This is a genomic window from Acinetobacter sp. X9, from assembly GCF_054889255.1.
On record NZ_CM142679.1, the window covers coordinates 3,268,630 to 3,284,521 of the forward strand.

13 protein-coding genes are annotated in these 15,892 nt (G+C 36.8%); 3 read left to right on the forward strand and 10 right to left on the reverse strand.

All coding sequences use genetic code 11. The features are described from left to right. Window positions 1-145 precede the first annotated feature (145 nt). Window positions 146-541: a hypothetical protein gene (locus ACYU0V_RS15575; protein ID WP_461849957.1), complete on the forward strand. Its 396-nt coding sequence runs from the start codon at window positions 146-148 to the stop codon at window positions 539-541. A 10-nt stretch (window positions 542-551) separates the two neighbouring features. Here the strand turns inward: ACYU0V_RS15575 and ACYU0V_RS15580 are convergent, their stop codons facing one another. Next, entirely contained in the window at window positions 552-1,451 is a 900-nt protein-coding gene (locus ACYU0V_RS15580; RefSeq protein ID WP_461848155.1) for a LysR family transcriptional regulator, read from the reverse strand. 96 nt (window positions 1,452-1,547) lie between these two features. Here ACYU0V_RS15580 and ACYU0V_RS15585 point away from each other — a divergent pair, with 96 nt between their 5' ends. After that, window positions 1,548-1,670 (forward strand): hypothetical protein, encoded by a 123-nt coding sequence (locus ACYU0V_RS15585; RefSeq protein ID WP_461848157.1) that lies wholly within the window; start codon window positions 1,548-1,550, stop codon window positions 1,668-1,670. A gap of 64 nt (window positions 1,671-1,734) precedes the next feature. On the opposite strand, the gene ACYU0V_RS15590 is transcribed toward ACYU0V_RS15585, so the two are convergent. From ACYU0V_RS15590 to ACYU0V_RS15620, 7 genes are all read right to left on the reverse strand, one after another. After that, the gene (locus ACYU0V_RS15590) at window positions 1,735-2,496 is read right to left on the reverse strand and encodes a tRNA threonylcarbamoyladenosine dehydratase (protein WP_461848158.1); all 762 of its coding nucleotides are present in this window, start codon (window positions 2,494-2,496) and stop codon (window positions 1,735-1,737) included. A gap of 353 nt (window positions 2,497-2,849) precedes the next feature. Continuing rightward, window positions 2,850-5,606 (reverse strand): aconitate hydratase AcnA, encoded by a 2,757-nt coding sequence (gene acnA / locus ACYU0V_RS15595; RefSeq protein ID WP_461848159.1) that lies wholly within the window; start codon window positions 5,604-5,606, stop codon window positions 2,850-2,852. A gap of 124 nt (window positions 5,607-5,730) precedes the next feature. Continuing rightward, window positions 5,731-6,543, reverse strand: coding sequence for a TatD family hydrolase (locus ACYU0V_RS15600; protein WP_461848161.1), 813 nt, complete (start codon window positions 6,541-6,543; stop codon window positions 5,731-5,733). After that, the gene (locus ACYU0V_RS15605; protein ID WP_461849958.1) at window positions 6,543-7,484 is read right to left on the reverse strand and encodes an RsiV family protein; all 942 of its coding nucleotides are present in this window, start codon (window positions 7,482-7,484) and stop codon (window positions 6,543-6,545) included. Before ACYU0V_RS15605 ends, ACYU0V_RS15600 begins: the two co-directional genes overlap by 1 nt. Window positions 7,485-7,574: 90 nt before the next feature. Continuing rightward, window positions 7,575-8,417 (reverse strand): hypothetical protein, encoded by an 843-nt coding sequence (locus ACYU0V_RS15610; protein ID WP_461848163.1) that lies wholly within the window; start codon window positions 8,415-8,417, stop codon window positions 7,575-7,577. Window positions 8,418-8,486: 69 nt separating this feature from the next. Then, a complete protein-coding gene (locus ACYU0V_RS15615; protein ID WP_005066204.1) occupies window positions 8,487-10,079 on the reverse strand; it encodes a peptide chain release factor 3 in 1,593 nt (530 codons plus the stop codon). 231 nt (window positions 10,080-10,310) lie between these two features. Then, window positions 10,311-11,174 (reverse strand): hypothetical protein, encoded by an 864-nt coding sequence (locus ACYU0V_RS15620; RefSeq protein ID WP_063098104.1) that lies wholly within the window; start codon window positions 11,172-11,174, stop codon window positions 10,311-10,313. Window positions 11,175-11,502: 328 nt separating this feature from the next. Between ACYU0V_RS15620 and ACYU0V_RS15625 the strand changes: the two genes are divergently transcribed. Continuing rightward, window positions 11,503-12,075, forward strand: a complete 573-nt coding sequence (locus ACYU0V_RS15625) for a TetR/AcrR family transcriptional regulator (protein ID WP_151283441.1) — start codon at window positions 11,503-11,505, stop codon at window positions 12,073-12,075. Between the two features lie 413 nt (window positions 12,076-12,488). On the opposite strand, the gene ACYU0V_RS15630 is transcribed toward ACYU0V_RS15625, so the two are convergent. Next, on the reverse strand, window positions 12,489-14,543 hold the full coding sequence (locus ACYU0V_RS15630) for a bifunctional diguanylate cyclase/phosphodiesterase (RefSeq protein WP_104074988.1): 2,055 nt from the start codon (window positions 14,541-14,543) through the stop codon (window positions 12,489-12,491). Between the two features lie 326 nt (window positions 14,544-14,869). Continuing rightward, window positions 14,870-15,886 carry a ketol-acid reductoisomerase gene (gene ilvC, locus ACYU0V_RS15635; protein ID WP_002115094.1) on the reverse strand — a complete coding sequence of 339 codons (1,017 nt, stop codon included), beginning with the start codon at window positions 15,884-15,886 and terminating at the stop codon, window positions 14,870-14,872. Window positions 15,887-15,892: the final 6 nt, after the last annotated feature.

Genomic DNA, 15,892 nt, shown 5'->3' on the forward strand with positions numbered 1-15,892 from the left:
TTTTTTCAAACAACTGATCAAACGAGTGTTTTAAACCCAGCTTGGCTTCTTTTTTGCTTTATTTTCATATTGTAATTATCAAAAATAATGATGGAACTTTATGAAAAGAATACTGCTGAGCTTTTACTTACTGACATCGTTTAGCATGACTTATGCCGCCTCTGATACAAACATTATAGAAGTTTTTAAAAAAGTACCCGAAAAACGGATTTACCAACCTCAATATTTATTAAAAGAGACGACTCCTCAAGCTCGAATCCATGTGATACGAAAACAATATTTAAATGGAATACTAGACTGTCCTTCTGTGATTTATCACGACAAGAAGAAAATTTTATCTTTGCACTCATTTGAAGAAGTAACATTTTTTCTAGAGCCAAATCGTTACTATATTCACTATGAGATTAACAATAGTGGTTGTATCAATTTGGAATTTTACCAACATAAGCGCCCCAAAATGGACATCCTATCTCAGGAACGTCAATTAGAAGGTGATACGGAATATACATTTTCTATTAGTGAACATATTGGGCCACAATAATTACTTCAGCTCACACTTCCAGCAGATGGTAGATCTGCTCAACATAAGGTTGAATCAGATCACTCTGGTTAGTTCTGTAAGCTAAAACCACTTCAGATAAAAGATTCTTATTTTCTAGAGGAATCAACTTTACATTTTGGGGTAATATTTGCTCAAACTCTTGGGGAACAATGCTAATACCCAAGTTTGCAGCAACTAACTGTAATTGGTTTAGCTTACGTGATTGGATCGTCGCTGCTTTAGGCCAGAAGCCAGCCCCTATACACAAGTTTGAAACTAAATAACTCAAACCTCCCCGCTTAGGATGTGGAGTCGAAACAAAATATTCATCTTTTAAATCTTTTATCTGGATACTTTGTGTTTCTTTAAATTTAGGGTGATCAATATAAACAGCTGCAAATAATGGCTGCTCATATAGTTTCAAGGTCGTTATTTCTTCAAGGCTATGCAGAACTGGCGGTCTAATCAAACCAATATCAATTTCCCCATTCAGTAAAGCCAAAATCTGATGCTCAGATGACAAGGTATTTATCTCAAAATTTATTTCTTGCGTTAAGCTAATTTCTTTTAATATCTGAATCTTTTTATCATCCATAATAATACTGCTCGAATGAGCAATTTTAATCTGGCGGTTTTTCCCTTCCGAAACACTCTTGGCGAGATCAATGATTTCATTTAAGTAGAGCAAATTATCTTTTATTTTCTTATAAAACACTTCTCCCGCTGCCGTGAGTTTTGCCCTTTTATCCGTGCGATCAAACAACTGAAAACCAATTTCTTCTTCTAACAACTTCATTTGCCGACTTAAAGCAGACTGAGCAATGAATAGTTTCTCTGAAGCAGCGGTAAAGCTCCCTTCTTCAACAATTTTTATAAAATATTGGAATTGTTTTAATGTGAGCATAACCATCTCAAAATTAGATCATTTGGTCTATTTTCTATATTAGATTAGATGAATATCCTTGACTAGAATTTTATTAAGACCATTCACTTGATTGAATTCTTTATGAAGTATTTAAAAGGTTTCGCAATATGCATCATCGTTATTCTAATTTTATGGTGCTTTAAATTTTATGATCAGCAGCTACCTACACAACCCCAGCAAGACAATAGAGAGCTGTATGATTAAATAGTTTCTCTCAAAAATAAAAAGGCATGCACTCACATAAGCACATGCCTTTTCAATATTTAAATTAGGCTTTCTTTAAATCAAGCTTTTTCAAAACTTCAGCCACAGCAATCATAGCAAAGCTTGAAGTCACCACTACCGCTGAACCATAGCCACCACAGCGCAACCCAGCCGATGGGCAAACATCTGCACTAGAAAATGGATTATCGATTGAGTAAATACAGGTAATACCAAATTTCTCTTTTGGCTTTTTACAAATGCCTCGAGCGCGAAGCTGACTCCGTAGCTTCGCTAACATTGGGTCTTGTTCTGTTTTTGATAGATCCGCCACGCGGATTTTAAGTGGATCGAGCTTACCACCTGCTCCACCCGACACTATTAAAGGAATTTTATTAAAACGACAATGAAGCATTAAAGCCAGTTTTGCTTTAACGTCATCGATGCAGTCCAAAACAATGTCTGGTACAGGGTTTAAAAGCTCTTTGACATTTTCAGGCGCTAAGAAGTCATCAATAATATTAACTTTAATACGTGGGTTAATTTGGCGACAACGCTCCGCCATAATTTCAACTTTTTCACAGCCCAGAGTTGAGGTCATGGCAGGTAACTGACGGTTTACATTTGATGCTGCAACCACGTCCATATCGACTAATGTGATCTCGCCAATACCTGTACGTGCTAAAGCCTCTACTGCCCAACTGCCGACACCACCAATACCAATCACCATCACATGACTTTTTTCATAGTGCTGGAACGATGAATCACCATAAATTTTGGCTACACCTGCAAAACGGCGGTCATATTCATCTTGTTGGAGATCGGTCATTGCTACTCTTTGAGGGGATATAAAACACGGAGAGTATTTTACTGCTTTTCAGAAGAAAGTGTATTTTAGATCAAAGAAAACTTGAGACTGTAATATTTAAGCTTACGACAAGTCTTATGATTATTAATCAAATTATACGGCTTAAGATTTAAACTATTGTTTACTAGTGTGACAGGCGGCATGGATGCCGCTCAGTTGGGCTGCGGTATAAGGACATACCGTCAGCCCGACAAAGGATTTTTGCCTTGCGCTGTTTTAATCACAGCTCATTATCCTTAAAAAGCAAGGATATGACTATACACCCAACATTAGCTCATACACATTCATTACAAGGCTGTACAAGCTTAGGCAATTTATGAAGCAATCAAATTCCGCAGTACATAATGCAAAATACCACCCGCCTTAAAGTACTCAACTTCATTTAACGTATCAATTCGACACAACACATTAAAATGACTCGCTACTCCATTTGACCCTTTTACATCAACTTCAAGAATTTGATGAGGCTCTATGCCATCCGACAAACCTCGAATTGATATCACCTCATGACCAGTTAAGTTAAGAGATTGTCGAGTTTGCCCATCAATAAACTGTAAGGGCAACACCCCCATACCTACCAAGTTTGAACGGTGAATACGCTCAAAACTTTCGGCAATGACAGCCTTCACGCCTAATAAGTTTGTTCCTTTAGCAGCCCAATCACGTGAAGATCCTGTTCCATATTCTTTACCAGCAATAATCACAAGCGGTGTATGTTCTTGTTGATAACGCATTGCTGCATCATAAATAGCAAGCTTTTCACCACTTGGCACATGAATGGTATTACCACCCTCTTCACCACCTAGCATCTCGTTTTTAATACGAATATTGGCAAAAGTACCTCGCATCATGACTTCGTGATTACCGCGTCGAGAACCATAAGAGTTAAAGTCTTTTGGTTCAACACCTTGCTCTTGCAAATATCGGCCAGCCGGACTGTCTTTTTTGATATTACCTGCCGGTGAAATATGATCAGTTGTTACCGAGTCACCAAGTACTGCCAAGATACGTGCCTGTTCAATATTCTTAATTGGTTTTGGAGGTTCGCCAATACCCTCAAAGAACGGCGGGTGGCGAATATAAGTCGAATCATCAGCCCATTCATAGGTTTTACTTTTTGGAATCTGAATCGCTTGCCAGCTTTCATCACCATCAAAGACCGCAGCATATTCTTTATGGAACATGTCTGTATTTACTTTCTGTAAGACAGCATCAATTTCTGCCTGACTTGGCCAGATATCTTTTAAGTAAACAGGTTGTCCATCTTTACCCTGCCCAATAGGTTGCGTAGTTAAATCAGTACGAATATTACCCACAAGACCATAAGCGACTACCAAAGGTGGCGAAGCAAGCCAGTTTGTCTTAACTAATGGGTGTACGCGTCCTTCAAAATTACGATTACCAGAAAGTACAGATGCAACATTTAAATCATGGCATTGGATTGCTTCTTCAACTGGTTCGGGTAGTGGACCTGAGTTACCAATACAGGTTGTACAACCATATCCCACCAAGTTATAGCCCAACTCATCTAAATACGGTGTAAGCCCAGCAGCCAGCAAATAATCCGTCACCACCTTCGAGCCTGGTGCAAGTGAACTTTTCACCCATGGTTTACGCTGCAAGCCTTTTTCAATCGCTTTTTTTGCAAGCAAACCTGCGGCTAGCATTACACTTGGGTTAGAAGTATTGGTACAAGAGGTAATCGCTGAAATAACAACATCACCATGAGTTAATGGATACTCTTTTCCTTCAATCACACATGACGGACTTTCATGCTGGATATTTGCTTTTTTTGCCTCTACGGCTGTGCCACCACCGCCTTCATTTTCTAAACGTTCTTTAGCTTCTTTAGCCGGTTTTAGCGTTAACTCCATTAAAGCATTAAAGGTTTTCGGCACATCAGATAAAAGAACTTTGTCCTGTGGACGTTTTGGACCAGCTAGACTTGCCTGAACCGTGCTCATATCTAAACTTAAAGTATCTGTAAAAACAGGTTCATCACCAGGGTTACGCCATAAGCCTTGTGCTTTGCTATACGCTTCAACCAGTTCAATACGATCACTTTGACGACCAGTTAATTTCAAATATCCCAATGTCACTTCATCAATCGGAAAGAAGCCACAAGTCGCACCATACTCTGGTGCCATGTTGGCAATGGTCGCTCGGTCAGCCAGTGGTAAATCGGCTAAACCATCTCCATAGAACTCTACAAATTTACCCACTACCCCTTTCTGACGAAGCATTTGAGTAATGGTCAGCACCAAATCAGTTGCCGTAATCCCTTCTGGTAATTTTCCTGTGAGTTTAAAACCAATGACCTCAGGAATAAGCATCGAAATCGGTTGGCCCAACATAGCCGCTTCGGCCTCAATCCCCCCTACCCCCCAACCTAAAACACCTAAACCATTAATCATGGTGGTATGTGAGTCTGTACCCACTAAAGTATCTGGAAAAGCAAAAGTTTGACCGTTATCTTCCCCTAGCCACACCGCTTGAGCCAAGTATTCTAAATTGACCTGATGACAAATTCCCGTACCCGGTGGCACTACACTAAAGTTATTAAATGCAGACTGCCCCCAACGTAAAAATTGATATCGCTCACCATTACGTTGCATCTCGATTTGTACGTTTTCTTCAAACGCCTGATCATCGGCAAAATAATCAACCATGACAGAGTGGTCAATGACTAAGTCTACAGGAGATAATGGATTAATTTTTTCAAGGTCACCACCCGCTTGCGCCATCGCTGCTCGCATTGCAGCTAAATCGACGACCGCTGGTACACCCGTAAAATCTTGCATTAAAACCCGTGCAGGTCGATATTGAATTTCTTGATCCGAGGTACGGGTTTTTAGCCATTCTGCTAAAGCATGGATGTGTTCCGTTTTAACGCTATGCTGATCTTCAAACCGTAATAAGTTTTCCAATAATACTTTTAAAGATTTCGGCAGTTTGGCAATATCCCCTAGCGTTTTCTCTGCTTGGGTTAAGCTAAAAATCTGATAATTGCTGGAACCTACTGTTAGCGTCTGTAAAGCATTAAAACTATTGATATTGCTATACTTAGCCATTGGGTTATCCTCCCATGTCTGGCAATGTTATTTTTCACGTTTTTACATGTTGTTTTCTTACTTTAAGCTTCTTTTCTAATCGCTGTGTTTTGTTTTAGTTACTATTTCTAATCTTTGATTTTTATTACGATAATTTCAAAGCAGACTGAGAGTTTTTCCACAGTAACTCAGCTAAATCTGACTCAGGCATGTTTAAATTTTCGGCCAAACTTTGTAGAACGTAAGGTAAATTAACAGGGGTATTACGAGTTCGCTGTTCTGTTGAGGTTTGACAACAAAGCGGTGTCATATCTGGACAATCTGTTTCAATCACCAAGTGCTCTGCACCTATAGCCTGCACAACCGTATGAAGTTTTTTCGCATTCGGGTTGGTGATCTGCCCCGTCACACCAATTTTAAAACCAAGCTTAATAAGACCCTTTGCCTCTTCTACTCCACCACTAAAGGCATGAGCAATTCCGCCAAATTTAAATTTTTGAGCTTTTAATATAGCAAGCACATCACCATGCGCTTTTCGAATGTGGAGTAACACTGGTTTTTGGTATTGGGTTGCAAGCTCTAACTGAGCTGCAAAATATTGTTTTTGCTTTGCATATACATCTGGCTGCTTATGTTCTTTCAAGAAAGTATCTAAGCCAATTTCACCTACAGCCACGCAGTTTTCTTGCTGCAAGATTTGTTCAAGATGAGAAAGATGCTCTGGTTGATGCTGCTCAATATAAAATGGGTGTAAGCCTGGTGCTAAATAAGAAGTAGGCACATTTTCCCAACTTTTTAACTGATGATGAGTCTGCACCAACTCATCAAAACGTGACTGCACAAACCCAATTAAAACCAAAGCATCTACACCCACTTTTTTAGCCTCGAGTGCTAATTGCTGCCGATCTTCATCAAAATCGGCAACATCGAAATGGGTATGGGTATCAAACAAATGCATTAGCCACTACTTTTTGCAACTGGTGCCGAAGCTGGTTTGGCTTTAGGCTGTGGCAAATATTCTTCTTTCAACACATCTTGCAATTGGTCATAAGGAATGACTAATCGAGGGAGTCCAACCACGTATGGTCCAATTTCATATTCACCGTATTGAAGGATTAAACCTTGCTCACCCAATAAGAAGTTATTAGATAATTTAAATGGCCATGCTTGTTCATAGTCAGCAACATTATCAGCCAATTTAGAGTCCGTCACCCATGTCTTAAAGGCTTCATGGGCTAACTTCTCTAAAGCTGCTTTTTGCTGAGGACGTAATAAATCTTCAAGCTTAATTTGCTTTTGCTCTTTTAAATCAAAATTATAATAATGCTGTGCAGCAGAGCCATGAGCCCCACCTAAATAGCTACTACTATTAAGCACTACAGTTACAACTTTACCTTGAGCCTGCAAAATCTTAGGTTTAACTAAAAGATTAATCTGATGATTACTACTTAAAGCTTTTAACTCATTATCTAGATCAATAAATGAATTTGCGTAGCGCTGCACCTGTACATCAAAGCTATTTTTTTGCTCTGCACCCGCTGCCGCTGAAGCTTCTGCTTTTTGTTCCGTTTGCTTACTATTAGCATCAGGTTCAGCAATTTCTAAAATTTGATTTAATGTAGTTAAGATTTGTTGATCTATAATTTTGTCAATAAAAGGAAAATTACTCTGTAAACGCTCTACCGTAAATTCTGGACAAGTTTTACCATCACAATCAGGTAAAACCACCTTACTAGGAATTGTTTCACCCTTCAAAGTCAACTCTACTGGCTTTTGTTCCTGAACAGTTGATTTCTGCTGCTCTTGAGAATCCTTAGGATCAGCTTTAGGTTGGCATGCTGCCAAAAATATAGCAGAAGCAAGCAAAGTTAATCGCAGTGAAGCTTTAGAAGATAACATCATATTTTGCCTTTTATTCTAAGGAGATTACGCTATGCCTTTCTAAGAAATTAGCGCATATAAATTGAGGTTGCAAATTCTGCTACCATCTTAAAACATTTGTTCATAAACCTCGGGTTGTAATATTTTTTTGGTCTGTTCTTTAGATAAATAAATATCGAGCTGTGGCGCTTCTTTAGTAATCTGGTTGGCCTGATAATGTAAACCAACGCCTTCACCATCAAAGAACCAATCTGCCTGCCCCCAATATAAAGTTTTTGGTGCTTCTTTCTTTATGTCAGCAGTCTGCTTTTTTAACCAGTCTTGATAGGCCACCTGCACCATTTGATGCACAGTAGTTTGTTGATCTTTTTGTAAAACATCTAACAAAGTTAAGCTCTTATGCAGTTTTCGGTCGGCCACAAAAAAGTAATAACGGTCTTTAATCGTGAGCTCTTCCTGCTTGGTATCAAGTCCTAATTGCAATAAAACATATTGGTTACGCTGCGATGCAATACGGGTATGAAGATGCAATTCATAAGCCCGATTCTTTGAATATTTATCTTGCCATTCATCAGACTTTTTAACATAAGCATTAATGGCTTGCTGCAAACTTAAGTCTTTTTTCAAATCAATTTGATCTTGAATTACTTTAGCCTGACTTTTCGCGATCCATTCATTTAGCCATGCATCTTGAGTCTTTATTGTTTGAATATCGACATCAATACAATTTTTCTTCTCACAAAATGGCAAAGCATAATCAGCTTTTACTTGTTGCAAGTTTAGAAATGGTAGTACTTCCGCTTTCTCTATATTTTGATTTTGGGTAGAAGCTGATTTCATTTGAGAAGATAATGAAGGTTGAAAGCTTTTCCAGACAAAAAGGCAAATAGCTAAAAGTAATATGATTACCGCAACTAAAAGTGCAATAACTGTCTTTCTATTCAAATTCATTTCATCATCCTTTCTTATTTTTCAAAACAAAACAGCTTCTGTTCGAAGCTGTCTGTCAAATCTTAAAGATTAGTGTTCACGTGTGTTACGGAACTGAATATCAGGCCAACGCTCTTGCATAATCTGCAAGTTGACACGACTTGGTGCAAGATAAGTTAAGTGACCACCACCATCGATAGAAAGCTGATCATGTGCTTTTTTCTTAAATTCATTGAGAATCTTGTCATCATCACAATGAATCCAACGAACCGTATTAACACTTACAGGCTCATACACGCAGTCAACTTTATATTCTTCTTTCAGACGGTAAGCAACCACATCAAACTGAAGCACACCAACTGCGCCCACAATCAAGTCATTGCTAATTTGTGGCATAAATACCTGAGTTGCGCCTTCTTCAGACAACTCTTTCAAACCTTTTTGCAATTGTTTTGACTTTAATGGATCTTTCAAACGCACACGACGGAACATCTCTGGTGCGAAGTGAGGAATACCTGTGAAATGTAGATTTTCACCACTTGTGAAAGTATCACCAATTTGAATTGTGCCGTGGTTATGCAAACCAATAATATCACCTGGCCACGCTTCTTCTAGATGTTCACGCTCACCCGCAAGGAATGTCAATGCATCACTAATACGAACATCTTTACCAATACGTACATGATTCATTTTCAAACCTTTCTCGTACTTACCTGAGCAAATACGCATAAAGGCAATACGGTCACGGTGTTTCGGATCCATGTTGGCTTGAATTTTAAAGACGAAACCAGAAAAACCTTCTTCTTTAGCATCGACAACACGCTCTTGTGTTGGATGTGCTTTAGGTTCTGGTGCCCAATTCATAAATGCGTCTAACACGTGGTCAACACCAAAGTTACCTAATGCTGTACCAAATAGAACTGGAGTTTGTTTACCTTGTAAAAATAATTCGCGGTCTAAAGGTTCATTCGCCATTTGTACGAGCTCAAGTGACTCTTCAAAAGATGCCCAAGCCAGCTCACCTACTTTTTCACGGATATCTGCATGGTCATAACCATCGCGTACTTCAATATCGGTAATAGTTGAGCCGAAGCCTGCTTTGTAGACATACAATTTGTTTTCAAGAATGTTGTATACACCAGCAAAATCACGTCCCATCCCTAATGGCCATGTAATTGGTACACAGCGAATATTGAGGACGTTCTCAATTTCATCCAGCAACTCAAGTGGTTCACGAATCTCACGGTCCATCTTGTTTACAAATGAAATGATCGGAGTGTCACGCATACGACAAACTTCCATCAATTTGATGGTACGTTCTTCGACACCTTTTGCACCATCAATCACCATTAATGCAGAGTCAACTGCAGTTAGGGTACGATAAGTATCTTCAGAGAAGTCTTCATGTCCCGGTGTATCAAGTAAGTTAATGGTGTGACCTTTATAAGGAAACTGCATAACAGAAGTGGTAATGGAAATTCCACGCTCTTTTTCCATTTCCATCCAGTCAGATGTAGCTGCGCGGTCAGATTTACGGCTTTTTACCATCCCTGCAACCTGAATTGCTTTACCCCATAACAGTAATTTCTCTGTCATGGTCGTTTTACCGGCATCGGGGTGGGAAATGATGGCAAATGTGCGGCGTTGAGCAACCTGTGCCGCTAACTCATCTTTAAAACTCATGAAATACACCTACTGCGGAGATTGCAGTGCCAAAGACCTAAAGTCGATCAAAATAAAAATTGGCGTAATTGTAGCAGATTTATAGAACTGTTTAATGATTGTTGATAAGCCATGAGTTATTCACAAACTTTTTAGATCTTTTTTGAGAATGTAGTTTAGCTCCTTAGAAATTTTACAATTAAAAAAGCCCACCTGTTTAAGATGGGGCTTGATCAAGACTTAATAGAATCTTTACGCCAATTTCTTTTCTTCAATGAATTGAACATCGGCAATTTGTGCATCCCAGAACTCATTCCATAAAGCACAGTAATCAATACATAGCTTGGTTAAGCTTTCATAATCATCTTTTGTAATTGCTTGTGCTAATGCAAACCACAAGTCATCTTCATGATCGTCATCAGCGGCCTCAGATGTTTCATCCGTAGATACACCATGTACATGGTAGTAACCACCGCCTTCAACATCGATATTTACGAATTTGGTTGCTTGACGTAATGGAGGACTAAAAAGAATGACTTCTTCTTCTGCAACAGCTAATAATGCTACGACATTAATATAACTATCATAAGAAGATTCTAAAAATGATCTAACCTGATCTGAAATTTTTGATGGTTTAAAGTTACGACGATCAAGCTCTGTTAAACCATAATCATTAAGTAAATCTTCATATAATGGATAGTGAGCATATTCAGGATTCCCTAGATAATAATTATCTTTACCTAAACCAGGACGGAAACCAAACTCATCAAGTATATTTAAACTTAATAATACCCGTGGATACATCTTCGCACCAGAGTGGAGTTTAGGTTCCAATTGTTTTGTTAAAAATTGAGCCTTTAATAAAGCATCAGTAAAAATTTGTACAATCGCATGACGATATTCTAAATGAATATGAATTAAACTCGCCTTATCGAGATACCCATTATTTAATACCTCAATTGCAGGATGTTTAGAAACGGGTAATTCCGCAATTTTACTTCTTAACTGTTCGAGAAATTTTAAATTTTCTTCCCATTGTTTTGTAGGAATACTATTTCTCATCCCTTGCAATGCTTTTTCTCTTGGATTATTAAAGTCTTCAAATTTTTTTGACATAATCATTCTCAGTAAAAAGTTTGTTCTTATAGTTAAGTTATAGGCCTTATTTTTATTTAAATTTTGCATTCAATTGCTAAAATAAATTACACAAACCAAAACTTAACAATTTTATATTATGTTTGTTAACTCAACAAATCAACGAATTAATTAATAATTTTTAAAAAAAGTAAAATATTGCCAATTAGAAATATTTGTTTTTATTTTTAACTACAAATCAAGATATTGAATAAATATAATTTTTTAAATATGATTAGAGAAAATTTCTTTAAGCTTTCATACTTTACAATAGCAAAGTTAATCAAAAATATTTGTGACAGGAAAACCGATGTCAAAAAGAGAAAATATTATAACAACAGCCACCTCCCTCTTTAATCAGAAAAGCTATACCTCTATTGGAGTTGACTGTATTATTGCTGAATCAGGCGTTGCAAAAATGACTTTTTATAAGTACTTTTCTTCTAAAGAAAATTTAATTGAAGAATGTCTTCGCCAAAGAAACCTAGAAGTCCAAGCTTCTTTATTTCAAATAGTTAGCAATATTGATGATCCATTAATTAAACTTAAAAGTATTTTTAACTGGTATATTGACTGGATCAATACAGATGATTTCAATGGTTGTTTATTTAAAAAAGCAACCATTGAGGTCATGCAATTGTATCCCTCTCTTAAAGATCAAGTGAATAAATATCGAGAGTGGATTTACAAATTGGTTTTCACAATATTTCTAGAATTAGAAATCAAAGATACTCATACACTTACTAGTCTTTTTCTTAACATTATTGATGGCATTATTATTGATGGCACAATAAATAAATCACAAATTAACTCCAAAAAAACATGGTCTTATATTAAAAAGATTATTAAATTTGAAGCAGTTCAAGAGTTCGAAACTGCATAACCTATAAATCAGCTAGAACTCTACATTTTAAAAAAAATAAACAATATTTTAATTCGGTGGAGCATAAACCAAACTCCACCACGATTTCTACCTCTTAAAATATTTAAAAATTTAAATAACTATATTTTATAAAAAATAAAAATTTATTATACAAACTTAATAATAAATTATATTAATCAATTATAAACATTGAAATTTATATCCCAAACAATAAACTTATTAGTATTACTTTATACTTGCAGTATATATTCATAAATTATTATATGTAAAATACTCAACTAACTGAGAAACTAATACTATTCACTACTACAAATATATAGGTATGTTTTAGAAGATAAATTTATTTTAATTAATTGTTCTTTAAAGATAAAATTAAAAGGAAATGTTAGGTTTAAAAATCGATATAGAAAAGATTAAGCGAAGTGAGCACCTTGAGATTCAATCAGTTGATCGACGTGAACAGGCATTCCTAATAAATAACCCTGAAATTGCTGACAACCTAAACGGGTTAAAATCTCAACTTGCTGCTGAGTCTCTACCCCTTCCGCTGTTACGGTTAAACCTAACTTTTTGGCCAAATGAATAATACTTTCTAAAATGACTTCTTCTTTTGACCCCGGTTTTAAATCTACAATAAAACCACGATCAATTTTAAGTTCATCTACAGGTAAATCTTTTAAATATAAAAAGCTTGAATGGCCTGTTCCAAAATCATCAATTGCGACTCGAATGCCCATATCACGTAGTCGCTCACAAGCTCGAATACTTAAATCAATATGTCGCATTGCAGTTGATTCAGTAATCTCAACAATTAAGTGATGAGGTTGAATTTGATATTTTTTCAATAATGCTTCGAGTGTACTAAATAATTTTTTATTTTCGAACTGTAGTGCAGATAGGTTTACTGCGACTGGATAAAATGGGGTGTTACTGCGTTCCCACTCTTGAATTTGCAGGCAAGCTTGCTCAAGTGCCCAATATCCCATGGGAATGATCAAACCCGTTTTTTCTGCACCTTCTATGAACATATGCGGTGTGAGTATTCCTAAAGCTGGATGATTCCAACGGATTAATGCTTCAACGCCACAGACCTCAAGATTCGTATTAAATTTTGGTTGGTAATATAGGATGAACTGCTTTTCTTCTACAGCCTTATAAAGATCATTGATCAGTTTTGACTGACTTCTCGTTTCTTGTTGATGGGTTGAATAACTAAAGATGGTGTAAGTATTTCGGCCTTGTTCTTTAGACATGAGCATCGCGGCATCAGCGTTCATGAGTAAGTCCTGAACATTTTGTCCGTGCTCAGGAAATAGTGCCACTCCTAAGCTTGCAGAAATATTAATTTCTTTACCAGAAATCTGATAACTCTCTTGAATCAGCTGTAAAACTTTCTCAGCCAAAATAACTGCTTCATCGGCATTTGTATTTTCGGCAATAAGTAAAAACTCATCACCGCCAATTCTAAGCAGTTTACACTTCTCATTGAGTTGCCAATGTAAGCGGTTCGCCATCTGAATAAGTAATTGATCACCCACATGATGTCCAAATGCATCATTCACCGATTTAAATCGATCTAAATCAATGTATAAGAAAGCAATTTTCTGGTCTTTGTATCGATGATCTGAAAGTAATACTTCAGCATAATCCACTAAATAAAGGCGGTTAGGTAATTTGGTTAAATTGTCTTGTATAGATAGGTTAGCTAATTCTTTATTTGCCTTACGCAGCTCTAAATTCTGTTGAGTAAGACGTTGCTCTAACATTGCAACAATAAAACTTGCTACGAGTACCAAACAGGTGACTAGAATAATTGTAAATAATAATAAGTCATGCTCAGCCTGATATTGGCTAACAAATTTATCAGTAATATTTGTTGCAATAAGCGCTGTGTAGTGCATCCCCATAATACTTAAGGTCATCATAGCAGAAAATGCGATTTTTAAAGTTAAGCGATATCGTTCCGTGTCTTTTAATTTATAGGCTAATAAAAATGCTAGCCCTGAACCACTCATTGCAATTAATACAGAAAATAAGAGTAAAAACGAAGTGTAATCTTTTTTATAAACATTAATATTCCAGCCCAACATGCTAATGTAATATGAAGCTGAAATTCCGATTCCCATAATAATCGAGCTCAAAATGAGTCTAAATAAAGGGAGCGTAAAACGCGAAGTCAACCACATCGCAATGCAAGATAACAATGCACTAATAGCATAAGATATTGCAATTAAAGGAATATTAGAGTGAGCTGCATCAAACAGATGATAAGCTTGTATACCAACAATATGGACGATGTTAATTGCTAAGGCGAGTAGCAATCCATTAATAAATAAAATTAAGGACTCAAATTTCTTATAGACTTGCTTGAATATTAGCTGCTCCATGGAAATTACAATATAACAAATGAAGCCAGCTGCAATAAAAGAGCCGACGATCAATGTGCTATCGTAATCAACATGACCCATATTGGACTTCCATGATTATTCAATACTTTTTTTTATTTTGTTCAACTCATTGCCCAAAATACAATTAAACATGTTAAAGAAATTTTAGTAAATTTGACTTATTCAGTCAGTTATAAACAATAACATTATCTATCTTTTGGTCAAGTATTTTTTACTTTATAAATCAATAAAGTAAATAAAAATTAAGCAGCCAATTATATGAAAAATATAGAATTTATTTAATCTAATCAAGTTGACCTAATCGCAATTTTCATATTCAAATAAAATAGTATAAATAAAGAACCCTGCTTAAAGCAGGGTTCTTTTAAAACGTTAGATAAAGAAAATTAGTTCTTTTCTTTGTCTACGATTTTGTTTGCTTGAATCCATGGCATCATTGCACGCAACTTATTACCAGTTACTTCAATACCATGTGCAGCATTTTGACGACGACGAGCAGTCATAGATGGGTAGTTTAACGCACCTTCTTGGATGAACATCTTCGCGTACTCACCAGATTGAATACGTTTCAATGCATTACGCATTGCTTCACGAGATTGTTCGTTGATTACTTCAACACCAGTTACATATTCGCCGTACTCAGCATTGTTAGATACTGAGTAGTTCATGTCAGCAATACCACCCTCGAACATTAAGTCAACGATCAATTTAAGTTCGTGTAAACATTCGAAGTAAGCCATTTCTGGTGCATAACCAGCTTCAACTAAAGTTTCGAAGCCCATTTTTACTAATTCAACCGCACCACCACAAAGAACTGCTTGCTCACCGAATAAGTCAGTTTCAGTTTCTTCACGGAATGAAGTTTCGATAATACCTGTACGGCCGCCACCTACGCCAGAAGCGTAAGAAAGAGCAACGTTACGTGCATTACCAGAAGCATCTTGGTGGATTGCAATTAGGTCAGGAACACCTGAACCACGTTGGAACTCTGAACGTACAGTGTGACCTGGTGCTTTTGGAGCAACCATGATTACGTCTAAATCTTTACGTGGAACAACTTGGTTGTAAAGAACAGAGAAACCATGAGCAAATGCAAGAGTCGCGCCTTCTTTGATGTTTGGCTCAATCACGTCACGGTAAAGTTGTGATTGAAATTCATCTGGAGTCAAAATCATTACGAGGTCAGCTTGCTTAACAGCAGCAGGAACTTCTGCAACTTTAAGACCTGCATTTTCAGCTTTCTTCCAAGAAGCTGAATCTGCACGTAAACCTACGGTTACGTCTACGCCTGAGTCTTTAAGGTTAAGTGCATGAGCATGACCTTGAGAACCGTAACCAATAATCGCTACTTTCTTGCCTTGGATGATTGATAAGTCACAGTCTTTATCGTAAAAAATTTGCATTTGTGT